The organism is Nocardia sp. NPDC049707 (genome assembly GCF_040674855.1).
GTDB lineage: Bacteria > Actinomycetota > Actinomycetes > Mycobacteriales > Mycobacteriaceae > Nocardia.
This window is the reverse complement of the sequence record NZ_JBFANN010000042.1, coordinates 1-16,185: the sequence shown is the minus strand read 5'-3', so window position 1 is coordinate 16,185 and position 16,185 is coordinate 1. Positions and strand designations below refer to the sequence as shown.

Sequence of the window (16,185 nt, the reverse complement as noted above, 5' to 3'; positions counted from 1 at the left end):
GGCCCTACCCGCGGCAGTACCGCGCGATGAATCGGCTCAGAATCACACTGGGCACCGTGACCGTTTCCCGATGACCGAGCTCGATCAGCTCCTCGGCCTCATGCGGTTCGAAATAGCCTGCGTGCCGGTAGACTTCGATGCGCAATGCCAGTCCGTCGCTGTCCAATTCAGGATGGAATTGGGTGGCGTACACGTTTCGTCCGACGCGGATCATCTGTACCGGGCAATCGGCCGATCCGGCCAACAGCACCGCACCGGGTGGCACATCCTGACAGGCTTCCTTATGTCCGACGAACGCCCGGAATGTTGCCGGAATACCCACTAGCAGCGGGTCCGCGGGGCCGTGCTCGGTAAGCTCTATGGTCTGCGCGCCGACGGCCTCACCGTACTGCTGGCTGCTCACCTCGCCGCCGAGCACATCCGCGAGGATACCCAATCCGTAACAGGCGCCCAGATACGGGAAATCCCGGCCGACGATCTCGGTCATCAGCTTCTTCAGCTTGGGTTCGAATATCCGCTGATACCCGTATTTCTCGGCGTCCGGACTGCTGATATTGCTCGGCCCGCCACCGACGATGACCGCCGAGTAATCGTCGAGATCGATGTCCGGGAATTCCCGGTCCATCTGCACCCGCACCGTGTCACCCACCTCGAGGTCAGCCATGCGCAGAATGGCGCGATATTCGTCATCCGCTGCGGGGCGCTCCGGCCGCAGCTGCAGGACTAGACACGGCTTGGTCATGCATCAGATTGTGGAAGATCGGCGCTCAGTTTTCATCCAATACCGCCTGTAAGAATTCGCGCGTCCGATCGTGGCTGGGAGCGGTGAAGATCTTTTCCGGGTCACCGTCCTCGAGCACCCGCCCGGCGTCGAACATCAGCACGCGATCGGAAACCTTTCGAGCGAACCGCATTTCGTGGGTTACGCAGAGAAACGTGATCTCGGTATCGGCCGCGATATCCGCCAGCAGATGCAGCACTCCGGTCACCAACTCGGGATCGAGCGCCGAAGTCACCTCATCGAGCAGCAGCACTTCCGGCTCCATGGCCAGCGCCCTGGCAATAGCGACTCGCTGCTGTTGGCCGCCGGACAGGTGTGCGGGACGGGCGTCGATTTTGTCGGTGAGCCCGACCAGTTCGAGCAACTTTCGCGCCCGCTCCTCGGCGGTGTCCTTGGACTGACCGAGACCGCGGATCGGACCTTCGGTGACATTGCGTAGCACGGTCATATTCGGGAACAGATTGAACTGCTGGAAGACCATGCCGATTTTGCGTCGCATCCGGCGCAGGTGGGTCGTACCGGCGGGCACCAGTTTGTCGCCGCGCCGCTGGTGGCTGAGCAGTTCGCCACCGACCTCGATGGTGCCCGCGTCTATCCGTTCGAGTCCCATGAGCAGACGCAGAATCGTGGTCTTGCCGGAGCCGGACGGCCCGATCAAGCTGACGAATTCGCCTGGCGCAATGGCGAAATCGAGTTTGTCCAGGCACAGCGTAGCGCCGTAGCGCTTTTCCACACCGGTGAATCGGATCATCGGTTCAGACACGTCGTTCCAACTTTCGTACCAGGATCGAGCACGGATAGCTCAGCGCGAGGAAGGTCAGACCGGCCGCGAACCAGGCCTCGGGTCCCGCGCCACCGGTATCGGCCGCGTACTCGGTTTTGACCTGATAGACCATGTCGAGGATGACGATCGAGGACAGCAGCGGCACCTCTTTGAACATGGCGATCGTGTAGTTGCCCAGCGCGGGCAGCACGCGCGGCACGGCCTGCGGAAGAATCACATCGACCCAGGTGCGCGTGCGCGGCAGATTCAGTGCGGTGGCCGCCTCCCATTGCGCCGCGGGCACCGCGTCGATGCCCGCGCGGAACACCTCCGAGGTGTAGCAGGCATAGTGCACGCCGAGTGCCGTCACACCGACCACCAGACGCTGGGTGTCGACGGAAAGCCCGCCGAGCAGATCCGGACGCACCACCCAGTAGAGAACAAAGATCTGCACCAAAAGCGGTGTACTGCGGATGAATTCGATGAATGCCCACAGCAGCTGATCGACCACCGGAATCCGCAGCCGCCGGATCACCGCGAAAATCAGACCGAGTAGGTAAGCGACCAGCGATCCGAGCAGGGTGTACTGGATCGTGACGAGCAGCCCATCCCAAATGAAGGGAAAGGCGTCGAAGAAGCGGTCCCACCGCCATTTCTCCATCAGACCCCCACATGTGCCGAGAGTCGGCTGCTCGATCGCTGCGGCCGCCGCCCGACCCGCCGGGCCGCCATCAGCTCCAGCGCCCGCATGATCACCGTGACGACCACCGCGATGAGCAGGTACACGACCAACTGGATCGCATAGATCAGACCGAGTTCGCGGGAGAATTCGGGCACCGCACGCAGTTCATCGGCCTTCTTGAATACCTCCGGCACCGCGATAAAGCTCAGCAGCGCAGTGGCTTTCACGAGTTGGATGAACAGATTGTTGAACGACGGCAGCATCTCCACCACGGCCTGCGGCAGAATGACTCGCCACATGCGTTGCGCCGGTGAAAGATTCAGCGCGATCGCGGCCTCGAGCTGTGCCCGCGGCACGGATCCGATCGCACCCCGGACGATTTCGGCGCCATAGGCACCATGGTTGAGACCGAGCACGACAATGCCGATGACCAGCAGCCCCTTCGCCGTTGCCCCCAGCGATACCCCGAAGAAGATCGGAATCGCCACCGCGAAGAAAAACAGCTGCACCACCTCCGAGCTGCCCCGGAACCCCTCCACATAGCTGCGGGTGACGAACCGCACCGGCAGATACGGCGACAGCATGGCGATCCCGGCGACAAAGGACAGCACGACGGTCAGCGCGATACCGCCGACCGCCGCCCACAGCGTGAAGGGCAGACCCTGGAGTACCCGCTCGAGGTAGGTCGAGAAATGTGACGACACGAGGTCAGGCCGTACAGTACTGCTCGGCCGTGGCCGCCGGATCCGCCTCGTTCGCCTTGGTCAGGCCGAACGGCTCTACCAGCTTCAACCATTCACCGCTTTCGTGGAGTGCGCGCAGTTCGCGATTGAAGTCCTCGCGGAACTTGTCGTCGCCGATACGGAAGTTGAAGGTGCCGACATCCGGTCTGGTGCCGAAGCGGAAGGACGGTCCGACCGCCAGCTTGGCGTCCGGATTGTTCTTCACCAGCCATCCGGCGGTGACATCCAGCATCGCCGCGCCGTAGACGTCGTTATTGCGCACCGCGCGCAGGATGTCGTCCTGTTTGGCCATCGGCTCGATCAGTTGGGATGGCACACCGGCGGATTGCGCATAGCCGTTCTCGACCGCACCGCCCAGCGTAGCTATCCTCACGTTATCCCGGGTGATGTCCTCGAACCGGTTGATACTGCGTGGATTACCTTCCGGCACAAGGAATGCCGAGCCGACTTGGTAGTCGGGAGTGGCGAATGCCGAGCTCTCACATCGCTTGGGGTTGATGAACATGCCCGCGGCAACGAATGCGTAGTTCTTGGCCCGAACGCCGTCGATCAGTCCGTCGAAATCGGTGACCACGCCTTCGATTTCATTGATGCCGAGTCGTTTCAATACCGCGCGGGCGACGGTCGGCGCATATCCGGTCAACTGGCCGTCCGCACCGAGGAATGCCCACGGCGCCTCATTGGCGAAGCCGACCTTGATTTTGCCCGAGGATTTCGCATCCTCGTAGGTCACCGCCGCCGCATCATCGCCGCCCAGTCCACAGCCCGCTACCATCACGAGGCTGGCCGCGGCCACCGCCGCGGCCATGGCGCGACGCAATCGACCGCGCGCACCCCCGAATTCGAACTTCATGACCCCGTCCTTCCGCAGACACACGAGTTGCCCCATGGTCGCGGATGAACTTTGCGGTCGCCCTGCCGAATTCATTGCGGTCACATGACGATACCGGCCCAACGTTGCGCGAATACCGAACCGGTCTCGACCAATTCGGCCGCGCGGCGGGCAATGGGGCGGCCGAACTCACTGGTGGTCGCGGGTCGCGATCCGACAGTTCGCCCCACCCGTCGCCCGCCCGCCACTCGGCATGGAATCGCCCAGCGATGCATTCACAATTGCACTCCGATGTACTTGGTCTCCAGGAATTCGTCGATGCCGATGCGTCCGCCCCCGCGGCCGAGCCCGGATTCTTTCACGCCGCCGAAGGGCGCGGCGGGATTGGAAACTACTCCCTGATTCAGCCCGACCAATCCGGTTTCCAATGCTTCACACACTCGTAATCCACGCCGCAGATTTTCGGTGAAAACATAGCCGACCAGTCCATATGGCGTGTTGTTCGCGCCTTCGGCCATTGCTGCGAACCCCGTGGCCGTGTTATGCATATTGTCAACAATCCAACAATAGATAGATCGTGGATACGCGCCCTGGAGGCGGATCATGACCGAGCTATCCCCCGTTCTCAAACAAGCCACCCCGGTAACCGTCGACCATGGATCGGGCTGCTACCTCTATGACACCGACGGCCGCCGCTATCTCGACTTCACCGCGGGCATCGGCGTAACCAGCACCGGTCACTGCCACCCGCACGTGGTCGCGGCGGCCCAGGCCCAGGTCGCCAAGCTGATCCACGGCCAATTCACCACCGTCATGCACCGGCCGCTGCTCGAACTCACCGAACGCCTCGGCACGGTGCTGCCCGAGGGCCTGGACACGCTGTTCTTCGCCAACTCCGGCAGTGAGGCGGTCGAGGCCGCGCTGCGCCTGGCCCGCCAGGCCACCGGACGGCCGAATATCGTTGTCTTCCACGGCGGATTCCACGGTCGCACCGTCGCAGCGGCGACCATGACGACCTCGGGCACCCGCTTCTCCGCCGGATTCAGCCCGCTGATGTCCGGTGTGCATGTGGCACCGTTTCCCACCGCATTCCGCTACGGCTGGACCGAGGCCGAAGCCACCGACTTCGCACTGCGCGAACTCGACTACCTCTTCGCCACCATCACCTCCCCCGCCGAAACCGCCGCATTCGTGGTCGAACCGATGCTCGGCGAGGGCGGCTACATCCCCGGCAACACCGCGTTCTTCCGCGGGCTACGCGAACGTGCGGACCGGCACGGCATTCTGCTTGTCTTCGACGAGATCCAGACCGGCTTCGGCCGGACCGGAAAGTTCTTCGGACATCAGCACTTCGGCGTCCGCCCCGATATCATCACCATGGCGAAGGGCCTGGCCAGCGGGTTCCCGCTATCCGGAATCGCGGCGCCGCGCGAGCTGATGGCCAAGGCCTGGCCCGGCTCGCAGGGCGGCACCTATGGCGGCAATGCGGTGGCCTGTGCGGCGGCGATCGCCACACTCGAGGTCATCGAATCGGAGGGGTTGGTGGCCAATGCCGCCGCACGCGGCGGACAACTGCTGACCGGACTGCGCGACAACGCAACCAAGGCGATCGGTGATGTGCGTGGCCTCGGATTACTCTGCGGTGCCGAATTCACCACCGCCACAGGCGAACCCGATACCGCGACGGCCATCGCGGTCCAGCGGCTCGCGGTCGAAAAGGGGCTGCTGCTGCTCACCTGCGGTGCCTATATGAACGTGGTGCGGATGATCCCGCCGCTGATCGTGACCGATGCCCAGATCGACGACGCGCTCGCGATCTGGTCGACCGTGCTCACCGAACTCGCCGGGTGACCAGGAGGGGAGAACCGATGGCCCGCTACATCTCGATCACCCTGACCAAGGCGGGCGTGACCTGCCGAGCCCGACTGCTCGACGCGGAAGCAACGCGGATCTGCGCGGCGGTGTGGGATGCGCTGCCGCAGGAGGGCGCATGCATACCCTCGGGGTAGTGCCGGAACTCGAAGCACGCTTGGGCAAGATTGTGTTGACGGCCGATCAGGTCACCATCTGGGAGGGCCTGCGGCTGATCGGTGAAGCGCCGGCATCCGCCACGCTCGGCTCCCTCTTCGCGGAAAGGCATATTCATGTCGGTCGTTGATTTCGAGCCGGTGAACCGGCAGTCGACGGCGGAAATGATCGCCGACCGGCTCCGCGAGGCGATCATGCGCGGCAACCTCGCCCCCGGCGCGCAACTCGGCGAAGCCGACCTCGCAACCCGATTCGGGGTATCCCGCGGCCCCGTCCGCGAGGCATTGCAGCGCCTGCTCACCGAGGGTCTGCTGTACAGCATCCGCAACCGCGGCATCTTCGTCATCGAACTGACCATCAACGACGTCGTCGATATCTACCGCGCCAGAACCGCCATCGAAGGCGGCGCACTCGCCCTCATCCTCGACGGCCGCCGAGATATCGCCTATGCGGCTGTGGAGCCCAGCGTCACCGCCATGCGCGCATCCGCCGAAAATGGCGACGCCGCAGGCGTTTCCGACGCCGACCAAGCCTTCCACGAAGCACTCGTCGAGAGCGCGGGCAGCCCTCGACTGGTCCGAGCGGCCCGCTCCCTACTGATCGAAACCCGAATGTGCTTGGGCGCCTTACAAACAGCGTATCCCGACCTCCGCGAACAAGCCCGAGAGCACGTCGAACTGCGCGACGCGATCGGCTCGGGACCAGTACGCCAGGCCCGAACTCTGCTGGTCGAACACATGGACGACGCGGTCCAGCGCCTGCGCCACCAGTACAGCATCGGCGAACAGGCGACCTGACATCTCGCCGTCCCACCCTGCACGACTTCATCCCGAGCCTCTATCACTTCCGCCGACTCGAGGACGATTGCAGCCGCTGATCATGTTGTGCCACAACGTAAGCCATGCATCGGCCCAGGGCGACCGGCTGGGCTGATGCAGAATCGGCCCTCCTGGTCAGGCCGGTCCGGCGAAGGGCTCCAACGGCGTCTCACTCGTCGTAGTCAGACAGCCAGAAGATCATTGCGACGACCACCGCGAGCGGCAGCCCGATCACGAACACGAGTCCGACTTGCGCCCCGCTCACCGGCGCACCCCACGCATCGGCCACCTGCCGAACGACGTTCGCGGCGCGGCACATTCGACATCGGCGACAGCCATCACACGATCCAGCGTCACGGCGTCCACATGCGCGGACGACGGCAACAACACCACATCCGCACCCGACGACTCGACCTGTTCGGCCAGACCCAACACCGAACTCGGGTCGGCCCACAACAGCGGATACCCCAACCGCCGCGCCAAACGATGCACCTGAGCCGAATCCCATTCCGGTGTCGGCGAACACGGATCAATCCAACCGAGCGCGTACATTTCCCTGCCCTTCGTCCCCTGTCGTTGGCGAGCTCCCACCGCCGGGGAACACAGTCGACCCGGCGGCGGGGCTGGATCGACGCTATGAGGCAAGAGCTGGGCCGCACAGGATTTCGCTGTTCACAGGCGTCCACAGCCCCATCAGCCCGTTAGGCTGGAGCAATGGAACCGGGTGCGCTTCTGCGTGCCGCTCGCGAGGCGGCGGGTATCTCGTTGCGCGCGATGGCCGAGCGGAGCTACTACAGCAAGGCGTACCTGTCGCTGATCGAGACCGGCCAGCGTCCGGTACCTGCCGGTGTCTCCGCCGCCTACGAGAGGGTCCTGGGCACGGACTTGGAGCGGCTGACGGTAGTGGCGCGAACGCCGACCACCGTCGACACAACTGCCCTGTCCGACGTGGCAGTGATGTTGGCGGCTACCCGTCGAATCGAGGACGCGGCCGGGGCCGTGGCGGTACTTCCGGCAGCGCGGGGCATGTCCGCCATGACCGACGCATTTGCCCGTGCGGCGCGCACGCCGCACGCCGAGGCGGCGGCGCTCGCGTCGGAGGTAACGCAATACCGGGGCTGGCTGGAGCACGCGATCGGGGCTGACGTTGCCGCACGGCGTAGCCTCGGCACCGCCGTGAGCCTGGCGAAGGAGTCCCGCGACCCGGACCGGCTCGCACACAGCCTGGGGTTCCTCGGCTACGTGACGGTGAGCGCGGGGAATTACGGCGAGGTCGTCGCCCTGTCGGACGCCGCTTTGGCGGTAGCGGGAGCGCACCCCATCGTCAGCGCCTATGGGCGAATGCGGCGAGCTGAACTGCTTGCCGCGCAAGGGGATAGACGCGAAGCACAGCGCGCGCTGGCCATGGCCGACGCAGCGGTGGAAGCAGCCGACGGCATCGAACCCCCCGCATCGATGTATTGGTGGAGCACCGGATTCGCGGCTGTGCAACGCGGCGGTGTTCTGGCTCTGCTCGGTCACACGGCCGAAGCAGTCGAGGAGGCGACACACGGACTGGCCGCGATGCCAACCGAGCACCGCGCGAGTGAGTGGCTGGCCTCCGCGCTGCGTCGGATCGACCCGGACATGAGCGGCACATAGTGCGCACAGCCTGGCGGGCCGGACCAGCGGGCGGCGATCCGAAACCGTACGATCCGGCCATCCACCCGAAGACAGCTGGCGAGGGCGGTGCGCCGTTCCCCACCTCGGCCCTCGCCAGCTGCTCATGGACCGCCTTCGGCTCGGTCCGCACGCTATTCAGGCGTCCTCGACCACGATGTCTTCGTAGGCGATTGTCACCGCTTCATTCACCGGACCGTTCGCGGCATCCAGCGCATCTCGGTGCCAACCCGACGCCCATGCGCGCGAGAGGTGAACCCGCTTGACCGGCTTCTTATCCGGACCCAGCACCATCAACGTGATGTCTTCGCGAACATCGTCCATATCTCGCTTGGTCATGGTCTTCTGGATCCAGTCGGTGAACACCTGGCTCCGATCCACCCCGCGAGTGATCGTGATCTCCCCGCCGCGGCGAGAGCCCGCTTGTCTCCTGACGAGCACCTCACCAGCGCGAGTCACTTCTTTGATCTCGACCGTATCCATCCCGAACGATAGCCCACACACCTGCTGAACAGTTTCCACCTCGAACTTTCCCAGATCGACAACGAAGGTGGAACCGCTGATTGTGTCGCCGATAGCCATGGGAATCTCCTTGCCTGTCGGGGCGCGGCACAGGTCTCGTGACCCGAGGTAACGAGACCTGTGCGTACTCTCGCGCCATCGTCTACGTCATGGAGAACACAACGAACTCGGCTGGAACACGTGGGGCTATACCCACATCACCCATGATGCGGCGATCTGTGGCAGCCCGCAGCAGATAGCGATAAGTGGCACAGCCATGTGCAACCGTGGCGTCTAGTCGAGACTCCTGGCTGGCGCACTGTCCGGTGCGACGACCGCAACCGCAGGTGCAACACCCCGATCGGCCCACAGGGAGGTACGCCGGGTCGATTGGAGGAACACACAAAGCCAATCGGGTGAACTGGCTCACACTTTGGACTTCTTGTTACTGGCTCCGCAGTTGACGAAGCCGATGTACTTACCACCGGTCGGAGACCCCGCTGCCGAACCAGCAGGTTCGGAGAAATGAGTCTCCATCGGTCAGCGCGGTAAGCGGCTGGCACGGGTAAACCCCACTGTATGCCCGCGACCGGGCCCTGCGTCCGACCCGAAGCTACGCCCAAGCGAACATCCTCATGGAACTACCGATCTCGGACCCCGCACCACACGTCCGCCACATCGTCGAAGTAATGCAATGCCATGTCACAGTTAAGTTTCCGGGTTGGCCATTACTGCACTACTGGGCAGACTCCGTAGCAGCCCACGCTTTTGCCAAGGCCGTGCACGAACTGCAAGTCGCAACAATTCTGATCGACCAGGATATGCGAGAAGCTTTGCAGCCCCTGCCTTGTCAGCGGCTCTGGCAATAAGCGGCGAACGCCATCGCGTAGCTCCTCGTGGCCTCGGGGAGACGCCGATCGCCGTGAGCGCCCCGGCGACGGCCTGCTCAGCGTCGGCGGGTGTGTGCCCGGCCAGGATCCGGTACGGGACGAGGTCGGCGACAGCCCGCGAGTCGGATGTGGTCGGTGCGGCTGGTCGGTGCGCTGTCGCGGCGGTCATGAGGTCGGGTTGGTGGCGAACTCACAGGCGACAGGCGGGTCGAGGCAGGACACCATCGCCACCGACTGGACCACCGCCCTGTCCACCGTCGGCCATCCCGGCGGAAAGTGATGGCGCGCGGCCACCAGCGAGCTGGTCGGACGGCCCGCTAGGGGCGAACCGCGGTGACCAGGCTGGTCAGACCGGACGGGCCCTCGTTCGGGTCCACACTCGACGCCGGCCGCCCATGGGCACGCAGGTAGTCGCGCAGTTCGATGCGGTCGGCGGTCCAGCCGTGGGCGGCGAACCACTCGGCGGTGTCGGTGCGCGGATCGTTGTAGATCAGGCTGAACCACTCGGTGCGGGCGTTGTTGTCGGAGCGCTCCGTCATCGCCGCCACGGCCTCGGCCGGCAGCTGGTCCAGCTGCTCGACGGCCGCCCAGCTGCCCGAAGCGCTGAGCGAGTCGATGGTCTCGAACAGCCGATCCTGGGCGTCCGCGGTCAGGTAGATCAGCAGGCCCTCGGCCAGCCAGGCAGTCGGCCTCGCTGGATCGAAGCCGTGTGCGCGCAAGGCCGCCGGCCAGTCCGCGCGCAGATCCACCGGCACCTCGCGGCGGTCGGCGCGCGGTTTGTCGCCGTGGGCCGACAGTGTTTCGCGCTTGAACTCGAGCACCTGCGGGCGGTCGAGTTCGAACAGCACGGTGCCGTCGGGCCAGGACAGCCGGTACGCGCGGGCGTCCAGGCCCGCGGCCAGGATCACCACCTGCCGCAACCCGGCGGCCGTCGCGGCCCGGAAATAGTCGTCGAAATACTTGGTCCTGGCGAGCTGATGCTGCTGGAAATCCTGGCCGAATCCGGGTTGTGACAGCGGATGGCCCGGCAGCTCGCCGTCCAGCAGTGCCACCCACTCTCCGCCAGCGGCGCGCACGAAGACCTCGGCGAGCGGGTCAACGGCCAGCGCGCCGGGCTGCCGACCGGCCAGGGCACGGGCCGCAGCGACGAACATCGCGGTCGAACCGACGCTGGTATTGATGTCCCAGCTATCTCCCTCGGTACGCATGATCGCCAACGTACTCGCTGGACCTCGGGAAATCACGGCACCGGACCGCCACCGCGAGCAAACTTCCACATCTGGCCGCTTCGATGCGGGATGGCAGCGCATGGAAGAGACGGCGCAAGACGGCATCGAGTCCAGAGTGCGTAGTCGGCTCGAGATCCCGTCCTTGCGGGGATCGAGGGTCCGCCACGAGATCGTATCCGCCCGCCATATCGGCACCGTTGAATAGATCAACCGAATTTGATCATGTAATTCGCATCCGAGATGAAGATCAAATTACGTCACCTCGGCAAAATATACCGTTAGCCCATTATTAACGGTGATTAATCCCACATTAGGAAATGTGGATTTGCAGATCTCTACTTCATAACATCTGTTGTGCGCGCCGTGATGGCGTCGTTATCCATCTGTGAAAGGAAGCTCCGAACATGTTCTCTCGCAAGGTCATTGCCGTCGCCACCCTCTCCGCCGCCGCCCTGTTCGTCGGCCCGGTCGCGGTGGCCTCCGCCGCAAACTCCCCCGCCACCGGCTCCGCCTCGGGTTTGGCCGGCGCCGGCTCATCCTCGGGTTCGGCTGGCTCGTCCACCGGTTCGGCTGGCTCGTCCACCGGTTCGGCCACGCTCGACTCCGGCAGTTCGGCCCTCGATGGCGGCACCTCCGCGATCCTCAACATCATCAATTCGATCACCGGCATCAGGGACCTGAACCAGCCCAAGCACGCCGCCTGATTCATTCTCGGTAGATCACCGCTTCCTCCATGCCGCCCCTCTGGGCCGGATTTCTTTTCGTGCCGCTACGCCGAGCATCGGTGAGTACGCACTATTGCAGTGAATTTGCCGTGATCAAATCGGCCATTCGTAGTGTCGAGTGGCCGCGGCAGGTAAACCCTCTGACGATTCCGTTTGCCTGCCAACGAGATAGCTCTCCGCGCTCTGCGCCCTGAGCTTCCTTGAACACCGGATTTCGTGCCGTTCGGACAACTCGCCGGACGGACGAAAATTCTCCGGGCGAGTTCGAAACGCAACCCGTCGTGGCGGCAGTGCCGCGGGACGCGCACCTCTTTCAGCGCGCCTGCTGCGCCGACCGCCCGCGCGGTTGACCGCGCCGAGACTGCCGGGCCAGATGGGCGATGGGCAGCGAAGTGGTGCGGGCGGGCGTCCGCACTACCGTCTTCGGCCACACCTGCGCTCGGGCAAGTCTTCGAGTCCGTCGCAGACCAGCATGAGCACGTCGTTCACGCCACGGTTCTTGATCTCGGTGAGGGCCCCGTGGACGCAACGTGTGGTGGGATGTTGCGTCTGAGGAGGTTGGATGGGTCAGTGCCCGCGGCCAGTGCTCGGCACCCGCACGGGCACCGGGCTCGCCGGCCCACAGCCCGAACACCTCACGGCAGCCCTCGGTGGTTGACCGCTAGCGCGACGTAGATCGGGTCGGTGGCGACGTTGTCCTCCCGGATCTTGCCGTGGATGCAGTCGATGAACACCTAGTCCAGCGGACGTGACTGCCAGTCGGCCATCGCCTCGAGCGCCCGGTCGGTGATCGCCGAGATCGTCGCCTTCGACACCTCCGCCTCATGCACTTCACGCAGGTGAGCTCTGATGTCGCCGGTGGTCATGCCCTTGGCCGACAACGAGATCACCTTGTCCTCGATCTCGGTCAGCCGCCACTCGATTCGCGGCTGGAGACTTCCCGTACGGTCGCGCGGGACCGCGATCTCCACCGGCCCGGCCTCGGTCATCGGCGGCCGTTGCCGGAGTTACCGCTGCCGTGACCGGCCCGCTCATGCTTGCCGTATCCGAGATCGTCGTCCATCTCCCCCCTCCACCACCAACTTTGTCAACCGGCCAAGCATGCCGCGTTCGCCGGTCAACTGCATGCCCACTGTGCGGGCCTGCTTCACCAGCTCCCGCAACTTGTCCACACCGAAAACCGCAGCCGCACTCCGCTTCTCGTCCTCATGCTCGATCGGCAGGTCAATCAGACTATCTACCAACGGCGGTGTGTTCCTGGAACCCGCGGCTGGTGACCATCCGTCGGGCCAGCGGATCGACGCTCACGCCGACCAAGCGCCTCGCGGCGTCTGTGCGGGGACTAGTTATCGACGATCACAGACAACTTCTCGCCCGGACAACGCTGGCGCAGTGACTGCGGGAGGGCTCGAAACTCGGTCCAGCGCTTGCGATCTCGGGTTCCGTAGTAGAGGCCGGATCCAAGGCGCCCAGTAGACTTGCATGGCAGTGGTCGGCGCGCTCACACGTTTATAGTGGGCCGCAAAGTGCAACCCCCCCAACAAGGTTGAGACGACACGCCCCATACCGCCCGCTTGCTACCTTGACGTTGCCTCGACTATGAAAGGACTCCGACCCGTGGAACCTGGCTCCCCCGTCGACCTGCGGCAGAATCAGCCCCACACCGCCCGAATGTATGACTATTACCTCGGCGGCAAGGACCATTACAGCGCGGACGAGGAAGCGGCTGAACAGGTAGTGGCCATCTGGCCGGGAGTGCGGGTAGCCGCGCAGAAGAACAGGGCCTTCATACACCGCGTGACACGGTTCCTTGCAAACACGGGCATTCGGCAATTCCTCGATATCGGAACCGGTATCCCGACCGAGCCGAATCTGCATCAGGTGGCCCAACAGGTTGCACCTGACGCGCGAGTCGTCTACGTCGACCACGATCCGATCGTGCTCGTCCACGCCCGGGCATTGATGGTCAGCTCACGGGAGGGGCGCACCAACTACGTCTCCGCCGACGTCACGACACCCGAAAAGATCCTCAACGCACCGGGATTGCTCGAGACACTTGACCTGTCCCAACCGGTCGCGATCAGTCTCAACGCCCTGATGCATTTCGTCCCCGACGAGCAGGATCCCTACGGAATCGTCGATGCTCTGATGGACGGGCTCGCTCCTGGCTCGTATCTAGTGATGACACACGTCACGCCAGACTTCGATCCGACGGCAATAGCCACCGTGGTCGACATCTACCGCCGCAGCGGCTTGCCATGCCAAGTCCGAAGCCGAGACGAATTCATGCGGTTCTTCCAGGGACTAGAGCTGATCGATCCCGGTGTAGAGGTGCCGCACCGCTGGCACCCGGACGGTGTCGCACCGCCGAAGAAAATGGACGCGCAAGTGTCCGCCTACGCGGGCGTTGCACGCAAGTAATACAACCCCCGCACCCAGGAACGAGGCATTCGAGCCGACAGCACGGCACGCAGCCGATCTCCTAGCATCCCTTCGGCATTGAACTCGGCTACTCCCTGCGTCGGCTTCCGACCACCAGCTGCCGAGAAGCGGACGGTCTCCAGTGGGCACGACACAGGCTGCCATTCGCGTGGCGGTTGTGTCGGCTGGGATGCGATTGCCTTGCAAAGGATTTCGGCGGCGAGGTCAGCAGGCTTGATCCCGCGGATGACGTTGGCCAACGCGACCACCGCAACTTCGGTGGCGCGGTCCAACGTCAGCGCGGACTGGAAGCCGGCATCGCGCCGGTGCGCCCGGCGAGGACGCGGCCGCCCCTGCGTTCCGGGATCAACCCGCAGCCCCAGCCTTTGGTCCATGCTCCGGTGTCGACCATGACCTGCGGAAGAGCATCGATGCGGTCGTGTGTGGAGTTACTTGGCCCCGGATGGTGAGCCAGACTTGCACGGGACGAATACACCGCCATTCCAGCGATCGCCGGGCATCCAGGCATTCCGAAGGCCGTTACGAAGACCGGACGTCGGTCCGCCTGATCAGTACGCCTCTGCCAGTTGCCGGAGAGGCGAAGGCCGCTATCGCCGGACAGCGGAGTAGGTGGGCGCCCCGATGCCCAAAGCCGAATCGCGTTGGGAATCGCCCGGATTGACGAGGCCCCTCGGTCCCGGGACGACACCACCCTCACACGTGGTCGACCAAGCCTTTGGCCCCCTCGGACATAGCGCAGTGCACGCAGCAGAAAAATCGACCATCTGCCTCCACACCGTGGCCGATGATCTTGCAGTCGCAATGCTCGCAGATAGGTGCCATACGGTGGATCGCACATTCGAAGCAGTCGAAGACATGCCGCCTTCCCTGAGCCTCGACGACGATCGGCATAGCGTAGTCGTTACCGCAAACCTCGCATGCGCTCATGGAATCGTAGGCTACTCGGTGGAACCGACACCATGTAGCTACTTTCGGGTTATCTGCGCATGACCTGCGCAGTCGAGGCCATCGCCCCGAGTTCGGCGTCGTTGTCCTGCCGTCGACGTGTCCCAGCACCCGCACATTCGATACGACCCGGTCGACGAATTCGTTGTAAGAAATGAAGCTGCCGCAGGCGCCGGCCGCACACTCGAGCTGATCCTGGATACACCGCGAGCCGGAACCGTGGACTAGCGCCACCGTCCGGCTAACCGTCCGAGTAACTGTTCGGAACGCCGTCATTGCTGCTGCCGTCGCGGTGCGGGCCGGGAGCAGTTCCGTCGAGGTCGCTCGCGGGCACTGGCGTTGCGGGCCGCTCACGGTTGTGGCGCACCGAACCGCCGGCGGCCAATCGCATCAGATCACTGTCGAAATCGATGTCGGCAGTGACCTTCTCGGCTCTGGTGGCATTGCCGCCGAACTGGTGCTGATATCCGTCCCAGTTGTCGTCGGCGATCTCGCGCGGCGCGCCGCTGCGCAACAGCACGGCCAGTTCGGTTGCCGCGCGGCGGATGCGCTTGCCCAGGTCGGCTGAACTCCAGTCCTCGGTAGCCGCGTACAGCGATGTCGGCAACGGCAGAGTACGCAGAAAGGCGAACAGCGGGCGCATCTGTTCATCGACCACCATCGCATGCCGGGCGGACCCGCCCGTCGCCGCGAGGATCACCGGCTTGGCGATCAGCAGATCGTTGTCGATCAGGTCCACGAACGACTTGAAAAGTCCGCTGATCCCGGCCTTGTACACCGGTGTGCTCGCGATGATTGCATCCGCTTCGGCGAGCTTGTCGATCGCATCCTGAACGGCCATGTTCGGGAATCCCGAGACCAGCGAACGGGCGATATCAACGGCGATCGGGCCGAGTTCGATCACCGTCACGGTGGCGGGCACTCCGGAGGCGCGGAGGGCATCCAATGCCTTCTGAGCAATCCGGTCGGCAAGCAGTCTGGTCGAGGACGGGGCGCTCACTCCTGCGCTCACGACAGCCAAGGTGGCCGTTGTGGTGTCGTTCATCCGGGGTTCCTAATCAGTTCTGGGAGTGAGCCATCCGGCAAACTCCTTGGTGGTAGCCGGCTGGTAGGTGAGCACTTGGTGTTCCTGGACGCGTTGAGTCCT

Annotated in this window: 16 protein-coding genes and 3 pseudogenes; 7 read left to right on the top strand and 12 right to left on the bottom strand. The window is 64.3% G+C overall.

Annotated features, from left to right (window positions below):
- Positions 1–4 precede the first annotated feature (4 nt).
- The 7 genes and pseudogenes from AB0J29_RS29005 to AB0J29_RS28975 form a co-directional block, all read right to left on the bottom strand.
- Positions 5–742 (bottom strand): glutamine amidotransferase, encoded by a 738-nt coding sequence (locus tag AB0J29_RS29005; protein WP_364793155.1) that lies wholly within the window; start codon positions 740–742, stop codon positions 5–7.
- A 25-nt stretch (positions 743–767) separates the two neighbouring features.
- Positions 768–1,532 (bottom strand): ectoine/hydroxyectoine ABC transporter ATP-binding protein EhuA, encoded by a 765-nt coding sequence (ehuA, locus tag AB0J29_RS29000; RefSeq protein ID WP_364793244.1) that lies wholly within the window; start codon positions 1,530–1,532, stop codon positions 768–770.
- 4 nt (positions 1,533–1,536) lie between these two features.
- A complete protein-coding gene (gene ehuD, locus AB0J29_RS28995; protein WP_364793152.1) occupies positions 1,537–2,205 on the bottom strand; it encodes an ectoine/hydroxyectoine ABC transporter permease subunit EhuD in 669 nt (222 codons plus the stop codon).
- Positions 2,205–2,930, bottom strand: a complete 726-nt coding sequence (locus AB0J29_RS28990; RefSeq protein ID WP_364793149.1) for an amino acid ABC transporter permease — start codon at positions 2,928–2,930, stop codon at positions 2,205–2,207. Before AB0J29_RS28990 ends, ehuD begins: the two co-directional genes overlap by 1 nt.
- A gap of 4 nt (positions 2,931–2,934) precedes the next feature.
- Entirely contained in the window at positions 2,935–3,822 is an 888-nt protein-coding gene (gene ehuB / locus AB0J29_RS28985; protein ID WP_364793146.1) for an ectoine/hydroxyectoine ABC transporter substrate-binding protein EhuB, read from the bottom strand.
- An 80-nt stretch (positions 3,823–3,902) separates the two neighbouring features.
- Positions 3,903–4,031 (bottom strand): hypothetical protein, encoded by a 129-nt coding sequence (locus AB0J29_RS28980; RefSeq protein WP_364793143.1) that lies wholly within the window; start codon positions 4,029–4,031, stop codon positions 3,903–3,905.
- Between the two features lie 45 nt (positions 4,032–4,076).
- Positions 4,077–4,313, bottom strand: a pseudogene (locus AB0J29_RS28975) (aldehyde dehydrogenase family protein); the annotation flags it as partial.
- A gap of 91 nt (positions 4,314–4,404) precedes the next feature.
- Between AB0J29_RS28975 and AB0J29_RS28970 the strand changes: the two are divergent.
- The 4 genes and pseudogenes from AB0J29_RS28970 to AB0J29_RS28955 all read left to right on the top strand — a co-directional run bounded on the left by AB0J29_RS28970 (position 4,405) and on the right by AB0J29_RS28955 (position 6,626).
- Complete coding sequence (locus AB0J29_RS28970; protein ID WP_364793140.1) at positions 4,405–5,652, top strand: aminotransferase class III-fold pyridoxal phosphate-dependent enzyme; 1,248 nt, start codon at positions 4,405–4,407, stop codon at positions 5,650–5,652.
- Between the two features lie 17 nt (positions 5,653–5,669).
- Positions 5,670–5,780, top strand: a pseudogene (locus AB0J29_RS28965) (DUF3830 family protein); the annotation flags it as partial.
- An 11-nt stretch (positions 5,781–5,791) separates the two neighbouring features.
- Positions 5,792–5,959, top strand: a pseudogene (locus tag AB0J29_RS28960) (maleate cis-trans isomerase); the annotation flags it as partial.
- Entirely contained in the window at positions 5,946–6,626 is a 681-nt protein-coding gene (locus AB0J29_RS28955; protein ID WP_364793137.1) for a GntR family transcriptional regulator, read from the top strand. The pseudogene AB0J29_RS28960 and the gene AB0J29_RS28955, both read left to right, overlap by 14 nt.
- A 282-nt stretch (positions 6,627–6,908) precedes the next feature.
- Here AB0J29_RS28955 and AB0J29_RS28950 read toward each other — a convergent pair whose 3' ends face one another.
- On the bottom strand, positions 6,909–7,199 hold the full coding sequence (locus AB0J29_RS28950) for a hypothetical protein (RefSeq protein ID WP_364793134.1): 291 nt from the start codon (positions 7,197–7,199) through the stop codon (positions 6,909–6,911).
- Between the two features lie 162 nt (positions 7,200–7,361).
- Between AB0J29_RS28950 and AB0J29_RS28945 the strand changes: the two genes are divergently transcribed.
- Positions 7,362–8,288 (top strand): helix-turn-helix transcriptional regulator, encoded by a 927-nt coding sequence (locus tag AB0J29_RS28945; RefSeq protein ID WP_364793131.1) that lies wholly within the window; start codon positions 7,362–7,364, stop codon positions 8,286–8,288.
- A gap of 156 nt (positions 8,289–8,444) precedes the next feature.
- Here the strand turns inward: AB0J29_RS28945 and AB0J29_RS28940 are convergent, their stop codons facing one another.
- Together AB0J29_RS28940 and AB0J29_RS28935 are read right to left on the bottom strand one after the other, a co-directional pair.
- On the bottom strand, positions 8,445–8,888 hold the full coding sequence (locus AB0J29_RS28940; RefSeq protein WP_364793128.1) for a phage tail protein: 444 nt from the start codon (positions 8,886–8,888) through the stop codon (positions 8,445–8,447).
- Between the two features lie 1,126 nt (positions 8,889–10,014).
- Positions 10,015–10,905, bottom strand: coding sequence for a class I SAM-dependent methyltransferase (locus AB0J29_RS28935; RefSeq protein ID WP_364793125.1), 891 nt, complete (start codon positions 10,903–10,905; stop codon positions 10,015–10,017).
- 425 nt (positions 10,906–11,330) lie between these two features.
- On the opposite strand from AB0J29_RS28935, the gene AB0J29_RS28930 reads away from it, so the two are divergent.
- Complete coding sequence (locus AB0J29_RS28930; RefSeq protein ID WP_364793122.1) at positions 11,331–11,630, top strand: hypothetical protein; 300 nt, start codon at positions 11,331–11,333, stop codon at positions 11,628–11,630.
- Positions 11,631–12,385: 755 nt separating this feature from the next.
- Here AB0J29_RS28930 and AB0J29_RS28925 read toward each other — a convergent pair.
- Complete coding sequence (locus AB0J29_RS28925) at positions 12,386–12,640, bottom strand: transposase (RefSeq protein WP_364793119.1); 255 nt, start codon at positions 12,638–12,640, stop codon at positions 12,386–12,388.
- Between the two features lie 628 nt (positions 12,641–13,268).
- Here AB0J29_RS28925 and AB0J29_RS28920 point away from each other — a divergent pair.
- Complete coding sequence (locus AB0J29_RS28920) at positions 13,269–14,072, top strand: SAM-dependent methyltransferase (protein WP_364793116.1); 804 nt, start codon at positions 13,269–13,271, stop codon at positions 14,070–14,072.
- 1,207 nt (positions 14,073–15,279) lie between these two features.
- On the opposite strand, the gene AB0J29_RS28915 is transcribed toward AB0J29_RS28920, so the two are convergent.
- Entirely contained in the window at positions 15,280–16,083 is an 804-nt protein-coding gene (locus AB0J29_RS28915) for a CE1759 family FMN reductase (protein ID WP_364793113.1), read from the bottom strand.
- Positions 16,084–16,185: the final 102 nt, after the last annotated feature.